General features: G+C 70.2%; 19 protein-coding genes. 7 read left to right on the forward strand and 12 right to left on the reverse strand.

Going from position 1 to position 19,418, the window contains the following annotated elements:
• Positions 1 to 128: 128 nt before the first annotated feature.
• Positions 129 to 650 carry a CGNR zinc finger domain-containing protein gene (locus HCN51_RS37080; protein WP_168016321.1) on the reverse strand — a complete coding sequence of 174 codons (522 nt, stop codon included), beginning with the start codon at positions 648 to 650 and terminating at the stop codon, positions 129 to 131.
• Positions 651 to 676: 26 nt separating this feature from the next.
• On the opposite strand from HCN51_RS37080, the gene HCN51_RS37085 reads away from it, so the two are divergent.
• The 4 genes from HCN51_RS37085 to HCN51_RS37100 are packed head-to-tail and all read left to right on the forward strand — an operon-like array spanning position 677 to position 4,875.
• Positions 677 to 1,843, forward strand: coding sequence for an MFS transporter (locus HCN51_RS37085; protein WP_168016323.1), 1,167 nt, complete (start codon positions 677 to 679; stop codon positions 1,841 to 1,843).
• Between the two features lie 54 nt (positions 1,844 to 1,897).
• Entirely contained in the window at positions 1,898 to 3,079 is a 1,182-nt protein-coding gene (locus HCN51_RS37090) for an NAD(P)/FAD-dependent oxidoreductase (RefSeq protein WP_168016325.1), read from the forward strand.
• Entirely contained in the window at positions 3,076 to 3,972 is an 897-nt protein-coding gene (gene sigJ / locus HCN51_RS37095) for an RNA polymerase sigma factor SigJ (RefSeq protein WP_168016327.1), read from the forward strand. The genes HCN51_RS37090 and sigJ overlap by 4 nt, the downstream gene beginning before the upstream one ends.
• A 33-nt stretch (positions 3,973 to 4,005) precedes the next feature.
• Positions 4,006 to 4,875: an FAD-dependent monooxygenase gene (locus tag HCN51_RS37100; RefSeq protein ID WP_168016329.1), complete on the forward strand. Its 870-nt coding sequence runs from the start codon at positions 4,006 to 4,008 to the stop codon at positions 4,873 to 4,875.
• Between the two features lie 36 nt (positions 4,876 to 4,911).
• On the opposite strand, the gene HCN51_RS37105 is transcribed toward HCN51_RS37100, so the two are convergent.
• The 4 genes from HCN51_RS37105 to msrB form a co-directional block, all read right to left on the reverse strand.
• Positions 4,912 to 5,871: a threo-3-hydroxy-L-aspartate ammonia-lyase gene (locus HCN51_RS37105; RefSeq protein WP_168016331.1), complete on the reverse strand. Its 960-nt coding sequence runs from the start codon at positions 5,869 to 5,871 to the stop codon at positions 4,912 to 4,914.
• Positions 5,872 to 5,985: 114 nt separating this feature from the next.
• Complete coding sequence (locus HCN51_RS37110) at positions 5,986 to 6,630, reverse strand: helix-turn-helix transcriptional regulator (protein WP_206068328.1); 645 nt, start codon at positions 6,628 to 6,630, stop codon at positions 5,986 to 5,988.
• Between the two features lie 444 nt (positions 6,631 to 7,074).
• A complete protein-coding gene (gene msrA, locus HCN51_RS37115; protein ID WP_168016335.1) occupies positions 7,075 to 7,581 on the reverse strand; it encodes a peptide-methionine (S)-S-oxide reductase MsrA in 507 nt (168 codons plus the stop codon).
• Between the two features lie 9 nt (positions 7,582 to 7,590).
• Complete coding sequence (gene msrB, locus HCN51_RS37120) at positions 7,591 to 8,184, reverse strand: peptide-methionine (R)-S-oxide reductase (protein ID WP_428981564.1); 594 nt, start codon at positions 8,182 to 8,184, stop codon at positions 7,591 to 7,593.
• Between the two features lie 29 nt (positions 8,185 to 8,213).
• Between msrB and HCN51_RS60210 the strand changes: the two genes are divergently transcribed.
• Together HCN51_RS60210 and HCN51_RS60215 are read left to right on the forward strand one after the other, a co-directional pair.
• Positions 8,214 to 8,507, forward strand: a complete 294-nt coding sequence (locus HCN51_RS60210; protein ID WP_240973655.1) for a hypothetical protein — start codon at positions 8,214 to 8,216, stop codon at positions 8,505 to 8,507.
• Complete coding sequence (locus HCN51_RS60215) at positions 8,462 to 8,818, forward strand: transposase (RefSeq protein WP_240973659.1); 357 nt, start codon at positions 8,462 to 8,464, stop codon at positions 8,816 to 8,818. The genes HCN51_RS60210 and HCN51_RS60215 overlap by 46 nt, the downstream gene beginning before the upstream one ends.
• A gap of 126 nt (positions 8,819 to 8,944) precedes the next feature.
• Here HCN51_RS60215 and HCN51_RS37130 read toward each other — a convergent pair whose 3' ends face one another.
• The 7 genes from HCN51_RS37130 to HCN51_RS37160 form a co-directional block, all read right to left on the reverse strand.
• A complete protein-coding gene (locus HCN51_RS37130) occupies positions 8,945 to 9,982 on the reverse strand; it encodes a glycosyltransferase (RefSeq protein WP_168016337.1) in 1,038 nt (345 codons plus the stop codon).
• Positions 9,970 to 12,297: a LamG domain-containing protein gene (locus HCN51_RS37135; RefSeq protein ID WP_168016339.1), complete on the reverse strand. Its 2,328-nt coding sequence runs from the start codon at positions 12,295 to 12,297 to the stop codon at positions 9,970 to 9,972. Before HCN51_RS37135 ends, HCN51_RS37130 begins: the two co-directional genes overlap by 13 nt.
• Before the next feature lie 39 nt (positions 12,298 to 12,336).
• Entirely contained in the window at positions 12,337 to 13,263 is a 927-nt protein-coding gene (locus tag HCN51_RS37140; protein WP_168016341.1) for a Gfo/Idh/MocA family oxidoreductase, read from the reverse strand.
• A complete protein-coding gene (locus tag HCN51_RS37145) occupies positions 13,260 to 14,309 on the reverse strand; it encodes an NAD-dependent epimerase/dehydratase family protein (RefSeq protein WP_168016343.1) in 1,050 nt (349 codons plus the stop codon). The genes HCN51_RS37140 and HCN51_RS37145 overlap by 4 nt, the downstream gene beginning before the upstream one ends.
• A 21-nt stretch (positions 14,310 to 14,330) precedes the next feature.
• A complete protein-coding gene (locus HCN51_RS37150) occupies positions 14,331 to 15,566 on the reverse strand; it encodes a class I SAM-dependent methyltransferase (RefSeq protein ID WP_168016345.1) in 1,236 nt (411 codons plus the stop codon).
• Positions 15,563 to 16,099 (reverse strand): cupin domain-containing protein, encoded by a 537-nt coding sequence (locus tag HCN51_RS37155; RefSeq protein WP_168016347.1) that lies wholly within the window; start codon positions 16,097 to 16,099, stop codon positions 15,563 to 15,565. Before HCN51_RS37155 ends, HCN51_RS37150 begins: the two co-directional genes overlap by 4 nt.
• 159 nt (positions 16,100 to 16,258) lie before the next feature.
• Positions 16,259 to 17,596 carry a preATP grasp domain-containing protein gene (locus HCN51_RS37160; protein ID WP_168016349.1) on the reverse strand — a complete coding sequence of 446 codons (1,338 nt, stop codon included), beginning with the start codon at positions 17,594 to 17,596 and terminating at the stop codon, positions 16,259 to 16,261.
• A 288-nt stretch (positions 17,597 to 17,884) separates the two neighbouring features.
• On the opposite strand from HCN51_RS37160, the gene HCN51_RS37165 reads away from it, so the two are divergent.
• Positions 17,885 to 19,288, forward strand: a complete 1,404-nt coding sequence (locus tag HCN51_RS37165; RefSeq protein WP_206068329.1) for an aldehyde dehydrogenase family protein — start codon at positions 17,885 to 17,887, stop codon at positions 19,286 to 19,288.
• Positions 19,289 to 19,418 lie beyond the last annotated feature (130 nt).

The following is a 19,418-nucleotide window of genomic DNA, read 5'->3' on the forward strand; positions in this document are numbered from 1 at the left end:
CGCCGCCAAGGGCCGCATCTTCGAGCGCGCCGGACCTCATCTCGCCGGCCACCCCCGTCACGGGCAACCGCTGCCCGGCGGAGGAGCCCCAGGGCTAGGACGACGGCCCGTCCGTCGTTCCCCGCCCCTCAGGGTGGGGAACGGCGGGCGCGGTGGCGGCGGACCGCGTCGCGGTTGGCGCACGGGTGGGAGCAGTAACGCTGCCGCGCCGTGCGCGAGGTGTCGGCGAAGATGGTCTCGCAGTCGGCGGCGGCACAGCGGCCGAGCCGGTCCATGCCGCGGCTGACGAGGTGCAGCGCCGTGCCCACGGAGATCAGCGCGAACAGCACCGCGCCGAGCGGCTGGTCGTCGTCGCGATAGTGCAGGTGCCAGCCGTGGGCGTGGTCGGTCATCCGGGGATAGGCGGCCGACCGGGCCAGCATCTCGTTGACCAGCTTGGCCCGTTCGTGCTCGCCCGTGGCGTCGACGACCCGCGTCCAGGCGTCGATGACGGCGAGGGTCCGGCCGAGGTCGTCCGGCTCGACGGGGCGTTCCAGCACGAGACCGGCCGCGCGGCAGCGGCCGGCGAGCTCGTCGGCGCTCTGTGGCGGGTGGTTCGCCAGCTCGGCGGCGAAGTTCACCACATCCGCGCCGTAAGGGTTGAGGTGCACAAGCTCATTACAACAGCCTGGACGGCATGACGCGAACCGCGCGATATCGCTGGGTCATCCTGGGTGTCGCCACCTTCACCCAGGCCGCGACCGGGTTCTTCGTGCAGGGCATCGGCGCGATGAGCGTTCACCTCCAACGCGACCTGGAGCTGAACACGACCCAGCTGGGCCTGCTGCTGTCAGCCTCCCAGCTCCTCCCCCTGGCCGGGCTGCTCGTGGCGGGCCGGCTGCTGGACCGCCACGACGAACGCTGGGTCGTCGGGATCGGCGCTCTCGTGGTCGCCGCCGCGCTCGCCCTGGCCGGGGTGGCCCCGGGATACCTGTCGCTGCTGGCCGTCCTGCTGATCGTCGGCGCCGGGTACAGCACGATCCAGCCGGGCGGCAGCAAGTCGGTGGCGTCGTGGTTCGGCGCCTCGCAGCGCGGGCTGGCCATGGGCATCCGACAGGCGGGGCTCCCGCTCGGCGGCGCCCTGGCCGCCTTCGTGCTGCCCGCGATGGCGGCGGCCTACGGCTGGCGGTCGACGGTGCTGGCCGGCGCGGTCATCGCCCTGGCGGGCGCGGTCGCCTTCATGACCCTCTACCGCCGCCCGCCGGACCGGCGTCCCGTGCCGGCGGCGTCCCGCGTGCGGCTGGAGCTGCTGCGCGAGCCGTACATGAAGAAGATCGTCCTGTCCGGGACGAGCATGGTGTCGGTGCACAGCGGCCTGGGCGTCCTCACCGTCCTGCACCTGCACGAGGTGACGTCACTGAGCGCCGCCGTGGCGGCCCTGGTGTACGTCGGCGTCCAGTGCGCGGGCGCGCTGGGCCGCGTCTGCCTGGCCGCCTGGAGCGACCGCCACGCCGCGGGCCGCTACGCCTGCGTCCTGACCTGCCTGATCGCCGTGATCATCGGGATGCTGGCGCTGACGACCCCGCTCGGCCGCTCCCCCGTCGCGGCCTGCCTGCTCTTCGTCTGGCTCGGCTTCTTCGGGATCGGCTGGTACGGCCCCTGGATCACCTACGCGGCCGAGTCGGCGCCGCCGGACCACACCGGGTTCGCCCTCGGCCTGGCCATGGCGGTCAACCAGGTGGCGATCGTCCTGGCGCCCCTCGTGCTGGGCCTGCTCACGGACCTGACCGGCGGCTTCGCGCCCGCGTGGATCCTGCTCTCCGCCCTGACCGCCGTCACCCTGGTCGCGACCGCCCGCCTGTGACGGACGTCACCGCGCGTCCTGTCACGCGACCGCGATGACCGGTGTCTTGGGGGCATGACAGGACACAACACCTCCCACAAGGTCGTGGTCATCGGTGGCGGCTATGCCGGGACGCTGGCGGCCAACCGGCTGCGCGTGCGCGACGACGTCGCCGTCACGCTGGTCAATCCGCGGCCGGAGTTCGTCGAACGCATCCGGCTGCACCAGTTCGTGGCCCGTACCGGACAGGCCACGATCGACTACGGCACGCTGCTCGGCGAGGGCGTCGAGCTGGTCGTGGACAGCGCGACCCGCATCGACACCGCCGCCCGCCGGGTGCTGCTGGCGTCGGGCGGCGCGCTGGACTACGACTACGTCATCTACGCGGTCGGCAGCACCGGCGCGGTCCCCTCGGTGCCGGGCGCGGCCGAGCACGCCTGGCCCCTCGCGGACCTGGAGTCCGCGCGGCGGCTGCGCGCCCGGCTGGACGAGCTGCCGCCCGGCGCTGCCGTCACCGTGGTCGGCGGCGGGCTGACCGGCGTCGAGACGGCCGCCGAGCTGGCGGAGCGGGGGCGCCAGGTCACGCTGGTGTGCGGCCGGACCCTGGCGCCCTACCTGAGCTCAGGGGGACGCCGGTACGTCGCCAAGTGGCTGGCCCGCCACGGTGTCACCGTGCTGGAGGGCGTCACGGTGACCGAGGTGCGGCCGGAGGCGATCGTGCTGGACGATGGCGGGGTGCGCCCGAGCGCGCTGACCATCTGGACGGTCGGTTTCGGGCTGCCGGAGCTGGCGGCGGCGAGCGGGCTGCGTACCGACGCGCTCGGCCGGCTGCTCACCGACGAGACGCTGACCAGCGTGGACGACGAGCGCGTCGTCGCGGCGGGCGACGCCGCCGCACCGTCGGGCCGGCCGCTGCGGATGAGCGGCTACGCCGCGGGGCCGCTCGGCGCGCAGGCCGCCGACACCGTGCTGAGCCGCATCGCGGGCACCGAGCCGGCGGCGATCGACCTGGCCTTCACCGGCGCGTGCGTCAGCCTCGGCCGGCACGCCGGCATCCGGCAGATCGCCGGCAAGGACGACAAGGCGGTGAACGTCTACATCCCCGGCCGCGCGGGTGCCCTCATCAAGGAGGTGACGTGCAGGTTCGTGGTGTCCAAGCGGATCCGCGGCGAGGCGCGCAAGCCCGGCTCCATGAGCTGGCCCAAGGGCGGCCCGCGCCCCGAGACACCCGCCTCCGCCCCGGCCATCTCGGCATGAGCGGCACCGACGAGCACGCCGAGCGCTTCACCGTGCTGCGGCCGCTGCTGTTCACCATCGTGTACGAGATCCTCGGCTCCGCGACCGAGTCCGACGACGTGCTGCAGGACAGCTACCTGCGGTGGGCCGCGGTGGATCTCGCGACGGTGCGCGACACCCGGTCGTACCTGGCGCGGCTGGTGACCCGGCAGGCGCTCAACGCCTTGCGGGCGAGCACCCGCCGCCGCGAGGACTACGTCGGCTCGTGGCTGCCCGAGCCGCTGCTGCTGGCGGAGGACGACGCGTCCGCCGACGTGGTGCTCGCCGAGTCGGTGTCGATGGCGATGCTCGTCCTGCTCGAAACGCTCACCCCCGACGAGCGCGCGGTGTTCGTGCTGCGCGAGGTGTTCGGGTTCGACTACGACGAGATCGCGTCGGCGGTCGGCAGGTCCGTGGTGACGGTGCGCCAGATGGCGCACCGCGCCCGCGGGCACGTGCAGGCGCGGCGCAGACGCTTCGGCCCCGTCGACGCCGGCACGACCACGCGCGTCACGGAGCAGTTCATGGCCGCGGCGGCGACCGGCGACATGGCGGGGCTGCTCGCGCTGCTCGCGCCGGACGCCACCTGGACCGCCGACGGCGGCGGCAAGGTCACCGCGGCGCGCCGGCCGGTGGTGGGCGCGCGGAACGTGGCCGCGCTCGTCATGGAGCTGTTCCGCGCGGGACGGGTGCCAGGCTCGCGCGTCGAAATGATCACCTGCAACCACGCGCCCGCGCTGGCCGCCTACGACGGCGATCGCCTGGCCGGCGTCTGCCTGCTCGAGATCGGCGACGGGAAGATCACCCACTTCTACGTCGTCCGCAACCCGGACAAGCTCCTCGCGCTGACGGCTCCGCGCCGCATCAGCCGGTAGCGGCCCTTTTCAACTTGATCAAGGAGTGGAACGATGACCGACACCCAGGTGGTGATCGCCGGGGCGGGGCCGACGGAGCTGATGCCGGCGTGCGAGGAGTTCGGCCACGTCGCCGACCGGGACGAGCCGATGACCCTGGAAACCCTCCGCAAGGCCATGCTCACCATCGCCGGCACGGACTTCGGCATGCACTCGCCGCACTGGCGCTCCCGCCACGGCGACGCGGCCCGCCAGGCCGACCGCTACCGCGAGGGCCGGGTGCTGCTGGCCGGCGACGCCGCGCACGTCCACTTCCCGGCGGGCGGCCAGGGCCTGAACACCGGCGTGCAGGACGCGGTCAACCTCGGCTGGAAGCTCGCCGCCGTCGCCCACGGCCACGCCCCCGACTCGCTGCTCGACACCTACCACGCCGAACGGCACCCGGTCGCGGCCCGCGTCCTGCACAACACCCGCGCCCAGACCGCGCTCTGGCGGGTGGACGAGCACACCTCCGCGCTGCGCGAGGTGCTGGACGATCTCATCGGCATCGACGAGGTACGGCTCCGCCTGGCCGGCATGATCACCGCGACCGACCTCCGGTACCCGATGGACGGGACCGGCGACCTCCTCGGCCGCCGCATGCCGGACCTCGACCTCGACCGGGGCCGCGTCCACGATCTCCTGCACCACGCCCGTGCCGTCCTGCTGGATCTCGGCGATCTGCCGGCGCTCGACGGCGCCGTGACCGGCTGGGCGGGCCGGGTCGACCTCGTCCGCGCCCGTCCTGCCGGCGGCTCCGAGCTGGACGCCGTGCTCATCCGCCCGGACGGGCATGTCGCCTGGGTCACCCGCGCCGGGCAGCGGCCGGACCTGGACGCGCTCCGGACCGCGCTGACCACGTGGCTCGGCCCCGGCACGCGTTAGCCCGCCGGGCGGGCGCCGTCCCCGCGTGGTTCGGCGTCAGCGGCCGGTGAGCTCGGTGAACCTGCGGGTGTCGATGTTGCCGCCGGAGGCGATCACGCCGACGCGCCGCGGCGGGCCCGGGACGTGCCCGGCCAGGAGGGCGGCCAGGGCGCTGGCGCCGCTGGGCTCCAGGACGATCTTCAGGCGTTCGAACGCCAACCGCATGGCCTCCACGATCTCCTCGTCGCTGACCAGGGCGATGGCGTCGACCAGGCGCCGGTTGACGGGGAAGGTGAGCTCGCCCGGGGTGGGCAGGGCCTGGCCGTCGGCGATCGTCCGCGGCACGGGGATGGAGACGCGTTCCCCGCTCTCCAGCGAGCGCTTGGTGTCGTCGCCCTCCGCCGGCTCCACGCCGACGACCTGGATCGCGGGGTGCAGCGCCTTGGCCGCGACGGCGCTGCCGGCGATGAGGCCGCCGCCACCGACGGGCACGATCAGCGCGTCGAGCGCGCCGGTCTCCTTGAGCAGCTCCAGGGCGGCGGTGCCCTGCCCGGCGATGACGTGCGGGTGGTCGTAGGGCGGGATGAGAGCCAGGCCGCGCTCCTCGGCCAGGGCCCGGCCGAGCGCGGTGCGGTCCTGCGTGTAGCGGTCGTAGGTGACGACCTCCGCGCCGTACCCGATGGTGGCCTCCGCCTTGGAGCGGGGCGCGTCCTCGGGCATCAGGATGACGGCACGCGAGCCCAGCTCGCGCGCGGCCAGGGCGGTCGCCTGGGCGTGATTGCCGGAGGAGTACGCGGCGATGCCCCTGGCCAGCTGCTCCGGGGAGAGCTGCGCGGCGGCGTTGTAGGCGCCGCGGAACTTGAAGGCGCCGACACGCTGGAAGTTCTCGCACTTGATGAACACCTCGGCGCCGACGAGCGCGTTCAGGGTGCGGGAGGTCAGGACGGGCGTGCGGCGGGCGACGCCGTCGAGCCGCGCGGCGGCGGCTTGCACGTCGTCGAACGAGACGGTGACCATGGGGCTCCTCACGTCGGAAGAAACGGCGGGGGTGGTCTCAGCCGGGGGCGGCGACGGCGTGCGCCTCGACCGCTCCAGTTTGGCGGCACCTGCTCGACCTGGACGGCGAACGGCTCATGGGCCGGTCCGGTCCTTCTTGGTGTAGTTGTAGACGGTCGCCCTGGACACGCCGAGCAGGTCCGCGATGGTCTGCGCGGCGTCGCGGAAGTCGAACCAGCCGTCCTGGTGCAGCCGCCGTACGAGCGCCCGCTTGTCCTCCTTGCTCAGCGACCGTGGAGCGGCGGCACGCTCGGCGGCCATGGCATCGACCACGCGGCGCAGCTCGCGGGCGTTGCGGTCGCGCAACGTCTCCAAGGGCTCGTCGCGATGGTCGGGCTCCGTGGCAACCAGGTTCGCCAGGGCGAGCGTGACGGGCGACAACAGGGACACGTCGAGATTCAGGCACAGGGCCGCCACGTAGTCGCCGGCGGCGTTCTTGATCCCGATGGACGTGCTCTTCGCGGGCCGCCCGTCGGGGAACCGGTTCGGATAGTTCTGGATCACGCTGGGGTAGCCGGGGTCGGCGATGCGGGCCAGCCCCAGCTCGGTCACCGAGTCGCCGACCTGGCGGCCCGACAGGTTGTTCTCGATCACGCGGATGGCGTGCCGGGGGTTGCGCAGGTCGTGCAGGACCACCTCGCACAGGCCGGGGAACATCCGGCCCAGGGCGACGGCGATCTTCTCGGCCTCCTGGATGAGGTGCTCGTCCGCGTCGTCCATGAGGGCTCCCCGGTCCTTTAGATTTCTCATCTAAATCTAGACCGTACCATCTACATGTTGGCGAGGCGGGGAGCTGGCTTGAATGATCGGCGGAGCGGTACTGGGCAGCGGTCTCGGAGGCCAGAGTCGTCGCCGGCCTGGCGGTCCACGGGGAAGCGGCGTCCTCAGGGAGCATCGCCACCGGCATGCGGCGGCCGAACAGCGACGAGCTCGCCACGGCACCACGGCACCGTAGAGGGGATCGGGGTCGGCGCGAATCGTGGCGGGCGCCGCGGGACGAGGGCGACGCGCCCGTTCCAGCAGTCGCCCGCGGGTGGTCACGAACCGGAGCTCTGCCGGCCACGTTCCCGGAGAGCTTTGGCCGTCACGTTTCCCGGGAAGCTCTGCCGGCCACGTTTCGGATACGCGCCGGCGCGCGGACTCGGAGTCCGCGCGCCGGAAATATCAGGCCGTTTCCCGCTTCGGGAGCTTCCACCCGGGGCGGGGGAAATGGCAGGTGTACCCGTTGGGGTACTTCTGCAAGTAGTCCTGATGCTCGGGCTCGGCCTCCCAGAAGTCGCCCGCCGGGGTGACCTCGGTGACGACCTTGCCGGGCCACAGGCCCGAAGCGTCGACGTCGGCGATGGTCTCCTCGGCCACCCGCTTCTGCTCGTCGCTGGTGTAGAAGATCGCCGAGCGGTAGCTGGTGCCGATGTCGTTGCCCTGGCGGTTCTTCGTCGAGGGGTCGTGCACCTGGAAGAAGAACTCGAGCAGCGCGCGGAAACTGGTCTTGTCGGGGTCGTAGACGACCTCGATGGACTCCGCGTGGGTGCCGTGGTTGCGGTAGGTGGCGTTCGGGACGTCGCCGCCGCTGTAGCCGACGCGCGTGGACACGACGCCGGGCTGGTGGCGGAACAACTCCTCCATGCCCCAGAAGCAGCCGCCGGCGAGAATCGCCTTTTCGGTGGTCACGTCGTCCCCTTACTTGTCGGTGTCGCTCGCGAACAGGGTGCGGTATTCCCCGTACCCCTCCTGCTCCAGGTCATCGAGGTGGATGAACCGCAACGACGCGGAGTTGATGCAGTAGCGCAGCCCGCCCCTGTCGGCAGGACCGTCGTCGAAGACGTGCCCGAGGTGGCTGTCCCCGTGCAACGAGCGGACCTCCACCCGGACCATCCCGTGGCTGAAGTCCTTACGCTCGACGACGTTCGGCGTGGTGATCGGCTCGGCGATCGGCCCGCTGATCGGCCCGGTGATCGGCCCGGTGATCGGCTTGGTGAAGCTCGGCCAGCCGGAGTGGCTGTCGTACTTGTCGACCGACGCGAACAGCGGCTCGCCGGACACGACGTCGACGTAGATGCCGGGCTCGTGGTTGTCCCAGTAGGCGTTGGCGAACGGGCGCTCGGTGCCGTCCTGCTGGGTCACGCGGTACTGCTCCGGGTCGAGCCGCGAAACAGCTTCCGGGTTCTTGTGGTACTGGGTCTGCCGGGGCACAACTTTCCCTTCCCGGCCTTTCGGCACGAAGCTGGGGAACCAGGTGAAGCGCTCCTGGACGCGGAGATAGAGACACTCCACGGGCCGGTTCTATTCCTACGGACACCCGCTTGCTCCCGCTCTGCAACCTCCGCTCATCATCCGGTCTGCTCACCGCCGAGCGCGGACCGCTGCAGATCCTGGCCGATGCCGCTTATGCCGCCGCCGAGCTGCGCGCCGTCCTCACCGCGGCCGGGCACCGGCTGCTGATCAAGCCGCCCGCGCTCAAACCAGCCGTGATCGGCGGGTTCATGCTGGACGACTTCGTCATCGACACCACCGCCGCACGGTCACCTGCCCTGCCGGGCATACCGTCCCGCTGGCCGCGACCGGGGGCCGTGGCCAGCAGCGCCGCGCCACCTTGACCGGGCTGTGCGCCACCTGCCCGCTGCGTGATCGGTGCACCACCGCCAAGACCGGCCGCGTGCTCACCATCCGCCCGCACCACGACCTGCAGACCGCCGCCCGTCGGCAGGCCGCCACCGATCCCGCCTGGCAGGATGACTACCGGCGCTGGCGGCCCATGGCCGAACGGGCCGTGGCCTGGCTGGCCGCCCGCGGCAACCGCCGCCTGCGCTACCGCGGCACCGCCGCCAACGGCCGCTGGCTCCACCACCGCGCCGCCGCCCTCAACCTCCGCCGCCTGGTCAATCTCCACCGGCACGCAGGTTCGTGACGCGGTGTGGCGGGAGTTGGTCGTGCGGGCTCGCCGGGACGGGCCGGTGGGCGGGTCGTCGCCGTCGGGATGGCGATGCCCGGGTTGCGCCGTCAGTGGCTGCCGGTCGCCGCACTCGCCAAGACCTCAGTCGGCGTCGGCCGGCCGCAGACCGGTGAACAACATGCCGGGGCGGCGAAGTTCGAACGCGGCGACGAAGCCACCAAGGTCGAACAGCAGGTCTACCGAAGCGCACGCGAACGTCTCCGCGGCGGCTCGAGCCGACCGATCCGTACCGCGCAGCCGCCGGGCACGCGCTCCGGCCACGAGACCCAGGGCCATCGGCACCGCGAGTAGGCTGCGACCGCCGTAGCGCGGAACGAGCGCGATTCCCACCGCTGCGGCCGCCGTCGCCAGAGTGAAGGCGTTCAAGACGGGGCGCCTGTGGCTCGGGTGGATCGTGCACAGCCATTGTTCGGAGCGCCCGTAGGTGAAGAGTCGTCGGCAGGCCGTGGCGAGGGAGTCCGTGCTGGCGTGGTCGTGGATGACCACCGTCTCCGGGTCGCACACGGTTGTGTAGCCGGCATCGGACATCTTGATGCCGAGGTCGACGTCCTCGCCACCGACGATCGTGAGACTTTCCGAGGGAAAGCCACCGACCTCTTCGAAAGCCTTCCGGCGCACCGCCAGGTTGGTCGTCGTCGCCCAGGTGACCGTCGCCCGCCGCCGAGGACGTTCCAGGTCGTCGTTGAGCAACTTGGACCAGCGCATGAACCGGTACGTCGGCGCCTCACTGTGCTCCACGAAGGTCGGACCCGCGACACCACCTACGGAGGGGTCCGCGCCGCGCAGCGTCTTCACGTGGCGTTCGAGAATCTCCGGGGGAACCCTGCAGTCGGAGTCCGTGAACAGAATGAGGTCGTATCGGGCCTGCGCCACGCCCAGGTTGCGTTTCGCGCCGACGTGGCGGGGACCGGTCACGTACCTCGCGCCGAACTCCCGGCAGTTGAGCTGGTGACTCGCAGCATCGGCCGGTTCGGAGTCGTCGACGACGAGCACCTCCGCGGGCTCGGGGCTGCGATCCATGGCCGCGCGCAGCGAGGCCAGCTGCGCACGCATCTGCGGTACCCGGCCCTTGACGGGGACGACGACCGAGATCCCGCGTTCATACTCTACTGTGGACACACATCCTCCTGAAGTCGACGTTTCTCCGACGGCTGGCGTGGGCCGCGATGCCCGACCCCCATGTAGTGCAGGACGTTGCGGGTCAATGTCTGGATGCCGGGATCGGCCGCGAGCGCTCCGGGGTAGTTGGTGGCTCCGGCGTTGAAGACGATTCCGCCGGCCGGGCGTTCCCACAGGATCAGGTCGGCTCCGTAACCGGCCTGCACGCCCCAATGGGTGACGAAGCGTGGGCCATGGTCGGCGTGCCCAAGAATGGTGAGCCCTTCGGGATCGAGGGCCGGTTTGCCCAGTGCCTGCGGCAGCCCGTCCATTTCGTAGCCACTGACCGCCGGCCCGTCGTGCGACCGGGTGCCGATGAACGCACCATCCTCCAGCGGAACCTTTTCCGGTTCCTGCATGAGGAAGTGGTCGGGCGCACAGATGGTGAAGGGTGCGTAGGCCGTCTCGTCGCCGCTGTCGATCCACCCGAGCGACTCCAGCCCGAGCAGTTCGCTCGGCGGTCGGCCCAGGTGGGACCACTGGCCGCCGGGGTGACCGTCGGTATGCCAGCGTTCTGCCCACCGTTCGGGTGGCAGCCAGGCATCGTCCAGGCCATCGCCCAGGGAGGTCTTGCGGGTCTCGAGGACCCTCGTCCGCGGGTCATAAGTGACCCGCCAGAAGGCCGTGTTGCCGCTGAGGCAGAGCACCTTTCCGCCGCCGCGCAAGTAGGTTTCGACACCGTCGCGCATGCGGTCGGTCCAGTATTCGTTATGGCCGACGATCATCAGAGCCGCGAACCGGTCGAGCAGGGCCGGCTCGGCGTCGAGTTCAGCGTCGGTGATGCATTCGTAGGCGTATCCCTCCTCGGCGAGCCACGCCTCGGTCTGGCGCTCCGGCCGCACCAGGTGCTGGTGGAGCGTCGCGTCGCGCAAGTGCGTCCGGTGCCGGAACGGCTGGACGCGCGGAAGCGGCATTCGCATACCAAGGTTGAAGAACAACCGTCCGCCTGCGTTCCGGGTGTATGCCGAGGACATGAGCCCCGGGACGTGTACGCCGTCGGTGGCTCGGCGGGCGTAGGCGGTCCACGTGAACGTCGCGAAGAGCAGGGCTACCGACCGGGGGCGTCGCGGCGTCAGCCGCACCACGACGAACGGCAGCTCCACCGGATCGTCGGCGCCGGCCAAGGTCACCCGGACGTAGTAGGTACCGCTGTCCGCATCGTCCGGGACGACGAGTTCGGCTGCCGCGGGCCACTCGCAGTCGACCAAGTCGTCGGAGGAGAACCGGATACAGCCGCCACGCCGGGGATCGGCGTCCGGGTCGTAGCCGGCCCGGCCTGCGGCGGGGGAGGAAGGCGGGCCGGGGAGATTGAGGACGGGTGCGTTGACCAGGACGCCGGTGAGGCCGTTCCCGCTGACGTCCTGGATGTGCGTGCCCCTCCTTTCGCGGAGCGGCCAATGGGCGACCAGCGACTCCCGCCCCACTTCGACGAGGGGAGCCGTCGCTCGATTCTTCGTCAGCGCCAAGACTTCGTCAGCGTTCAGAGGCCGGGAGAACAGCGCCACATCGCTCACGTCACCATCGAGGAGGTGATCCGCTACGCCGCTCTCGCCCGCGGCGCCGATCCGGAGGGGTTGACCGGTGGCTCCGCCCTGCCGTGCCGGACGGGCGGCGCGGCCTTCGCCGGCGACCGTACCGTCCACCCACAGGCGCACCCGGTCGTCGTCGATCGTCGCGGTGAGGTGGACCCACTCGTCCAACCGTCGCCGCAAACTCACCTCGGCGAAACACCAGAAGACGCGGTCATGACGAGCCCCGTTACCCGCGTAACAGCGGGGCCTGCCGTCGGCGTCGACCCCCAAGGCCCAGCTGCACCGGTCTGGGTAGTCCATCTGGCTGATGATCGCGGCCCAGCTGGATGTCTCCGTCGTGGCGGGCAGAGCGCCGAGCCGGACCCACGCGGAGATCGTGGCCGGTCGGTCGATGCCGGGGTCGTCCATCCACGCGTACGACCCTGGATGGACGTCGTGCCGGGCGGCGCCGGCCGAGGCGAGCGACGCCAGCCACCGCACGTCCGCGCGGTCGCCGTCGTCGTCCGGCTCCGGCTGCACCAGTGCCTTGTGGCCGAGCTCACCCACAGCGATCTTGTATGCCGCCGGTGCGTTCAGATGGATACGCAAGACCTGTCCCGGTCGCACGCCAAGCGGATCGACGTATCCGGCCAGACCCGCAACCCGAACGGGGCGTTGAGCCGGACGCTCCACCACGGACGCCGCGGCGGCACGGAGGTTCCACGCGTTACCCGTCGCGGCGGACGGGTGTGTGCCTGCTGCCATGGCTCTTCCCTCTTGATTCGGATAACGGCGCGGTCGGCGTCACCGTCGGGACCGCGAACTGAGCACTGCCGCGTCACTGATGTCCTGCAGTGCCTGGGCGATCGCCACGGCGAGGTCAAGCTCGTCCAGGTCCTTGCCGCCCGGAGCTCCCCGGGCCAGGGCGATGAACTGCCGGACCTGGCGGTCCAGCGGCAACTCATCGGACACCTCGACCGGTACGCCGTTGACTCGCAGCCGATGGCCGGCGAAGTCGTCATACACGAGAGAATCTCCGTCGGCGGTGGTGACCGACAGCCGGTGTGTCTTCTCCTCTACCGTGTTGGACAGTTCGAGGCGCACCGCGGTGGCGCCCGCACGAAGGTCAGCGGTCCATTCCTCACTGCCCGGCCCGCGAACCCGGCATTGTGCGTGCTGGACCGTCATCGGGGCGGCACGCACGAGATCGAGCACCATGGCGAGGTCGTGGGGGCCGTAGTCCCACAGCGCGTTGCAGTCGGCCCGGATCGGGCCGTTCCCGCCGGCAACACAACGGATCTCTTTGATGGCACGACCGCGGATGAGCCGGCGAAGCTCCTGATATGCCGGGGCACGCAGGTGCTGATGACCGACGAGCATGGGTGTGCCGCTGCGCCGGGCGTGGGAGCACAGACGTACCGTGCCGAGCAGGTCGGCCGTCAATGGCTTCTCCACCAGGACCGGGATTCCCCGGTTCAGGATGGCGGTCACAACGGGCTCATGGGTCGATGCCGGCGAGGCCACGATGACGCCGTCCACTCGAGCCGATGCCACCAGTGCCGCCGGCGTCGGCCACCGCACCGGGCCGGGTGGTCCTGGTCCGCCGCGGCCCGCCGTGTCAGAGATCACCACTTCCGATTCCGGCCACAGTCGGCCGATAGTGGCGAGGTACCGCGATCCCCACCGTCCCGTGCCGATCAAGCCGATCCGAAGCTGCTCGGCAGCGTTCACCGGTAGGCGTCCTGCGCCCAGCCGAAGAATCTGCGCAGTCCGTCGGTGAATTCGACGTATGGCTCATATCCCAGATGCTGATAGGCCTTGGTCAGGTCGGGGCAGCGCCGCATCGGCTCGCTGGCCGGGTAAGAGTGGGGGTAGTCGACGATCTGGTACCGCAGGCCGGACATCGGGATCTGCTCGCGCACCGCGGCGACCAGATCGATCATCGAAATTTCCGGCGTCGCCGAGCCGACGTTGTACGCCTCGCCCGAGCGGCCGTGCAGCAGCGCCAAAAGCACGCCTCTGATGGCGTCGGTGACGTAACAAAAGGTGCGTGTCTGGCGGCCGGAGCCGTAGATGTTGACCACCCGACCGGCCACCAAGCATTCGGCGATGTTCGGCATGACCCGATAGTCGGTGCGCTGCAAACCCGGTCCGTAGATGTTGAACGGCCGCACGATGACGGCCTCCACGCCGTAGTTCTCGTGGAAGACTCGCAGCAGCGTTTCCCCGAAACGCTTGGATTCGTCGTAGCAGCTTCGCGGGCCGAGGCAGGAGACGTTGCCGTTGTAGTCCTCGCCGGTCGGGACGTGCTGCGCGTCCGGGTCGCCGTAGATTTCGGAGGACGACATGAAAAGCAGTTTCGCCCCGTGCACCTGCGCCAGCTCCAACATCCTACGGAGCCCTCGGCTGGAGACGTCCATGGTCTCCAACGGGAACTTGCGGTAGTAGTGGGGGCTCGCGATGCCGGCTGCGTGGACGATGTAGTCGACGCCGCCGGACAACTCGAAGGGTTCAGACACATCATGCTCGACGAAGGTGATGTACGGGTCATCCTGCATCCCGTCCGGCTCGCCGGAGGTCAGGCAGTTGTCCAGAGCCGTCACCTGGCAGGGTTCCGCGAGGATCGTGGTGTTCAGGTGGCGGAAGACCGCGACGAGGTAGCGGCCCAGGAAACCGTTCGCCCCGGTGATCAGCACCCGACGTCCGGTGAACAGATGCACATGGTCACCCAGTGCCGAAACGAGTTCCCGGATGTCGTCCTCAAGTAGGTATGCCATCGGTTGCCACTCCAGTGCTCGTCAGCCGGTGAGTGCACGGACCTGGGGGTTGATCCAATCGCCCGCCCAGTCGCTGTGGCGGGCCACGATCGAGTCGTAGAAGTTCCACGCGAACACGACGCACCAGAATCCCTTGCCGGACACCGCCGCCAGGCGGTCGGAACCGACGACGGGAAGGTGGGTGCCGGGGGTGTACAACCCGCGCTTGAGAGGACTGTCATCGACGACGAACTCGAGGTCGTCGCGGTCCAGTTCGAGGGCGTACATCATCGTGGTGAGTTTCGCTGGAGCTCCGTACCCGCAGAAACGAGCTCCTTCGCTACGCAGGGCGGCCAGGTGCGCACGGAGCTCGGAGGCGCGCGCGGCGATGCGTTTCCGGAGGACGGAGTAGGTCTCGGGCAGGAAGAGTCCCGCCGAGATTTCCAACTCCACCAGTTCCGCGACCCGGGCACTCACCGGTCGTGGCTCGGCTGAAACGTACACCCTGATCGATCCGCCGTGAGCGCGAACCCGCCGTACATCGAACAGGGTCATGCCCAAGCGGGCGAAGAATCCGATGAGAGGACGAACAGCATGGTAGGAGAGGTGCTCGTGGTAGATGGTGTCGAACAATCCCTGCTCCACGACGTCGAGAAGGTAGGACACCTCGAAAACGAAGACGCCGTGCGGTGCGAGCAGGTCACCGACGCTCAGAGCCGTGTGCTCCAGATCCGCGATATGGGCGAAGACGTTGTTCGCCGTCACGAGTTGAGCCGGACCGAGCTCGGCACGCAGCGCCTGAGCAACCCGCCGGTCGAAGTAAGCGTTGGTCGTGGGAATGCCGCGGGCGACCGCGGCGGCGGCGATCTTGCCGGCCGGCTCCACGCCATGGACCCGGGTCATGCCATTCTCGAGAAATCGGGCCAGAAGCGTGCCGTCGTTGGAGCCGATGTCGACGACGAGTGAGTCCGGGCCCAGTCCTGCCGTCTCTGCCGCCTGGCGGGCGTATTCGGCGAAGTGGGCGACGAAGACAGGCGAGGTCCCGGAGACGTAGACGTAGTCGTCGAACAGGCGCGTCGGGTCGACGACCGCCTCGAGTTGCAGGTGCCCGCAGTCGGCGGCGGCACAGAGTTGCAGGTCGAGCGGGAAGACGTCCTGCCGGGCGGGCCGCTCGAGGAATTCGTTGGCACAGGGTGTCGGCGGCAGGGACAAGACGATGTTGTCGGCGGTGTCGCTCCCACACAGGGCGCAGACCCGGCGATGGGCAATCACACTCATGAAAGCGGGCCCCCGGGGGGCGAGGACCGCCGATCGGGATCGTTGATCTTGTAGGTGAACGCACCTGCTGTTTCCGACCACACCACCGAGAAGAGCGGGTCGACCCGCACCACATCACTCTCGTGGGACACGTGGTCCCGCAGGTTGCGCGCGAAAGTCATGAAAGTCGTCGGTACCGGGAAGTACATGACATGCTCGACCATCGGCGGCGTGAAGAACAACTGTCCGGCGTGGAATTCGGACACCTCTGGCAGCGCGGTGCTGCCGGACGGCCGCCACCCGTACACCACGGTGCCGGAGACGACGAACGAATAATGCCAGTCGGTCTTGTGGTAATGGTTAGCCCGTAGGGAACCGGCGTTGCTCTCGATCCAGGCCGCCGAGGTGAACCTTTTAAGAAGGACGTTCAGGATCCGTCCCGAAGAATTGACGAAGGGTTCGTCGAGCGGAACCAAAGGGGTATCCGGGTATTTCTCCTCGTCGACAAGCCTGGTGTACTCGGCATGCGTGAAGCCTGATGTCGGTCGACCCATTGCATCTCCTTCTTGCGTGTCGCATTCGTCGCAGCCCTGAGGCTCAACGCGGCGTTTCGCCCATCGGAATCTCCGCCGCCATGATCCGCATCGCGTTGAGCGACCACCTCACCCGACGAACCACCCAACCTGGCGAGACACCTGAACCGCCATGCCCTCTCAGGACTCCGCCAGCTTCCTCAGTCTCAGCTCGGACTCGGCCCGCAGGGACAGCGCCTCGTCCGGGCTTTCGGCCACGCAGACCACGTATATCCGGCCGCGGAAAGGCCCTCCGGCGACGGCCGCCGCGTTGAGCGTGGCGAAGTTGTTGACCAGCACACCCGAGGTCCCGCTACCGTCGAAGAGCACATCTCCGAGGGCGTCGGCGACCTCGCCGAAGCCGTGGACCCGGGACGGTCTCAGCTCGATCGTTGCCGCGATCCCATGCCGCCCCTCGGGGATGAACCGCTCGGCGATACGGTTCTGGTAGGTCGACATGTTGAAACGGGCGTTGATCTCCAGACAGGGGTACAGCGTGCCGTCTGGGCCGAGCAGGGCGTCCACACCGACCAGTCCGGCATACCCGTCGGCGTGCAGCTGCCGGCCGATCAGCCCCGCGGCTCGGTGGAGTTCGGCCGTCGTCGCCGCGGGCAGGTCCACCGGGAAGCGGTGGCCCTGGTGCACCCCGTTCCGCAGCACCGCGGCCTTCACCGTCTCGAACCGGACGTCACCCGATCTACTCACGATGAACTGGTAGTTGAGGTCCTCCGCGCGCTCGATCCAGGACTCGACCACGAGGTCGGCCCGGCTCTGCTCGCCGCGTCGGCCGAGCCGGCGCACCAGTCGTGCCGCCGTCCGCTCGTCCGGTACCAGGACCATGCCGCGACCGGATACCCCGTACGATTCCTTCACCACCGCCCGGCCGGCACGGGCGAGTTGCCGCGCGAGGGCGCCGGACAGCTCGCCGACGGTCTCGCAGACCTCGCCCGGCACGACGGTCAGTCCGGCGGCATCGGCCAGCCGGCGGCTGTAGACCTTGCCGTTGACCGCCTTGCAGACCTCCGCGCCCGGGCCGGCCAAGGGCAGTCCGGTGCGCGCCGCCAGGCGCTCCTCGGCGGGCGAGGCCCCAAGCGGCATCAGATAGGTGTTCCCGTCCGCGAGACCCCGGAGCGTCTCGATCAGCTGCGGGGACGCCAGCGCGTCCTCGGTGACGGTACGCGTAGGCTCGCTGCTCTCCGCCCACACCACCTGCCCGACGGCCGCGCCGACCCTGGACAGATAGGCGGCGTACTCCTGGTCCATGGGTGCCTTGAGGACGACCGTGTCCTCCGCCTCTGCGAGCAGGACCCCCATCTCCTCCATCCGGTTGACCGTGACACCGGCGAAAGCGATGCCGGCCCCTGGCAGCTTGGGCTCACCGACGGACCAACTGCGCTCCACCTCGAAGTTGTTCAGATAGACGAAACGCGCTTCGGCGCGGCCGACCAGGTCTCGCTTGAGCCGTCCCGCGAAATCCATCCTGTCCCTCTTTCGGTCCTGGCCAGCGGCGCGCGCGGAGCATGGGCAACGATGCCGCTGGGCGCCCTGGCCCGCCAAGGCGCGGATGGGCGCCCAGGAGGCTGTACCAACGGCCATACCGCAAAGTGGGGCTGCCCGCCGGACCGGACCTGACCAAGACTCGAAACCGGCCGCCCGGCTGTGTACCGGTCTCCCGGCTGCGCACCGGTCTCCCCGGCTGCGCACCGGTCTCCCGGCTGTGCACCGGTCTAGGCACCACCGGTACCGAGGCGAAGCAGGGAGGTAGACGTGGACGTCGGCATGACCATCGGTGGTCGGGTCACCCGCGGGGCGGCGACGCTGCCTGTCGAGAACCCGGCCTGGGCGAAGGAGTTCGCGCGCGCGCCGGCCGCCTCGACGCAGGACGTCGATCGTGCGGTGGACGCAGCCGTCGCCGCCTTCCCCGGCTGGTCGGCCCTGTCGTTCGCCGAGCGGGCCCGGCTGCTGCGGGACTGCCGCACGCTGCTGCACCGGCACGTCGACGAGCTCGCCCGGCTGCTGACGCTCGAACAGGGCAAGCCGCTCGCCGACGCGCGCGGCGAGGCCGCTCTGGCCGCCGACTGGTTCGGGCACACCGCCGCCCTCGCGCTGCCCGGCGAGGACCTGGTCAACGAGCCCGGAGCCCTGATATCCATGGAGCACGTCCCTTACGGGGCGGTCGCGGCGGTGGCGCCGTCGAATTTTCCGCTGATCCTGGCGGTCACCAAGGTCGCTCCGGCTCTGCTGGCCGGCAACACCGTCGTCCTGAAGTCCTCCGAGGTCACGCCGCTGGCCAGCCTGCGGATGACGGAGCTGCTCGGCGAGGTGCTCCCCGCCGGGGTCTGCAATTCGGTCTGCGGCGGTCCTGCCACCGGGGCGGCGCTGACCGAGCATCCGCAGATCGGCCTGGTCTCGTTCACCGGGTCGGTGCCGGCCGGCCGGGCGATCGCACGCTCCGCCGCGGACAACTTCAAGCGTGTCGTCCTTGAGCTCGGCGGCAATGACGCCTGCCTCATCCTGCCGGGCGCCGACGTCACCGCGCTCGCGCCCCGCATCTTCGCCGCCGCCATGGTGAACAACGGCCAGTTCTGCGCCGCGATCAAACGGATCTACGTCCACGCGTCCGATGCCGATCAGCTCACCTCGGCCCTGGCCGATCTGGCGGCCACCGCCCGGCTGGGCGACGGGCTGTTAACAGGCACCGAGTACGGCCCGCTGGTCAGCCGGGCCCAGCTCGATCGGGCGACGGCCCTGGTCGCGGAGGCCCGTGCCGCCGGCGCGCGGGTCATCCCAGGCTCCCGGACACCGGACCTGCCGGGCCACTTCCTTACGCCGACGGTGGTGACCGGTCTGCCCCGCGGCACCCGGCTGGAAGCGGAGGAGCAGTTCGCCCCCGTGCTGCCGGTGTTCGCCTACGACACGGTGGAGGAGGCCGTGGGCCGGGCCAACGGCACCGAGTTCGGCCTCGGCGGCTCCGTCTGGGGCGACGAGGAGCACGCCGTGTCGGTGGCCACAGGGCTCGACTGCGGGACGGTCTGGATCAACACCCATGGAGTGCTGCGGGCCGAGGCGCCGTTCGGCGGTTACCGGTCCTCCGGCATGGGCACGGAGTACGGCTACTGGGGGCTCCTCGAATACGCCCGCATCAAGGTCCGCAATATCGCCAGGCCGTAGTGTGCCGCCCACCCTCCGGCGATCCCGGACTCCCGGAAGAACAGTCTGTTGTGCGGTCGAGATGTCATTCGGCCTCGGAGCCGCCGTCGCGGCACCGGAACCGCCGCCCGGCCTCTGGGTCAGCGGCTCC

The organism is Nonomuraea composti, from assembly GCF_012034275.1.
In the GTDB taxonomy this organism is placed as follows: domain Bacteria; phylum Actinomycetota; class Actinomycetes; order Streptosporangiales; family Streptosporangiaceae; genus Nonomuraea; species Nonomuraea composti.

Excerpts from the sequence above, each read along its gene's own strand:
- HCN51_RS37145 (WP_168016343.1), bottom strand. The coding sequence starts at position 14,309 with ATGGCATACCTACTTGAGGACGACATCCGGGAACTCGTTTCGGCACTG.
- HCN51_RS37135 (WP_168016339.1), bottom strand. The coding sequence starts at position 12,297 with ATGGCAGCAGGCACACACCCGTCCGCCGCGACGGGTAACGCGTGGAAC.
- HCN51_RS37105 (WP_168016331.1), bottom strand. The coding sequence starts at position 5,871 with ATGGTCACCGTCTCGTTCGACGACGTGCAAGCCGCCGCCGCGCGGCTC.
- sigJ (WP_168016327.1), top strand. The coding sequence starts at position 3,076 with ATGAGCGGCACCGACGAGCACGCCGAGCGCTTCACCGTGCTGCGGCCG.
- HCN51_RS37110 (WP_206068328.1), bottom strand. The coding sequence starts at position 6,630 with ATGGACGACGCGGACGAGCACCTCATCCAGGAGGCCGAGAAGATCGCC.
- HCN51_RS37090 (WP_168016325.1), top strand. The coding sequence starts at position 1,898 with ATGACAGGACACAACACCTCCCACAAGGTCGTGGTCATCGGTGGCGGC.
- HCN51_RS37150 (WP_168016345.1), bottom strand. The coding sequence starts at position 15,566 with ATGAGTGTGATTGCCCATCGCCGGGTCTGCGCCCTGTGTGGGAGCGAC.
- HCN51_RS37160 (WP_168016349.1), bottom strand. The coding sequence starts at position 17,596 with ATGGATTTCGCGGGACGGCTCAAGCGAGACCTGGTCGGCCGCGCCGAA.
- HCN51_RS37100 (WP_168016329.1), top strand. The coding sequence starts at position 4,006 with ATGACCGACACCCAGGTGGTGATCGCCGGGGCGGGGCCGACGGAGCTG.
- HCN51_RS37155 (WP_168016347.1), bottom strand. The coding sequence starts at position 16,099 with ATGGGTCGACCGACATCAGGCTTCACGCATGCCGAGTACACCAGGCTT.
- HCN51_RS37085 (WP_168016323.1), top strand. The coding sequence starts at position 677 with ATGACGCGAACCGCGCGATATCGCTGGGTCATCCTGGGTGTCGCCACC.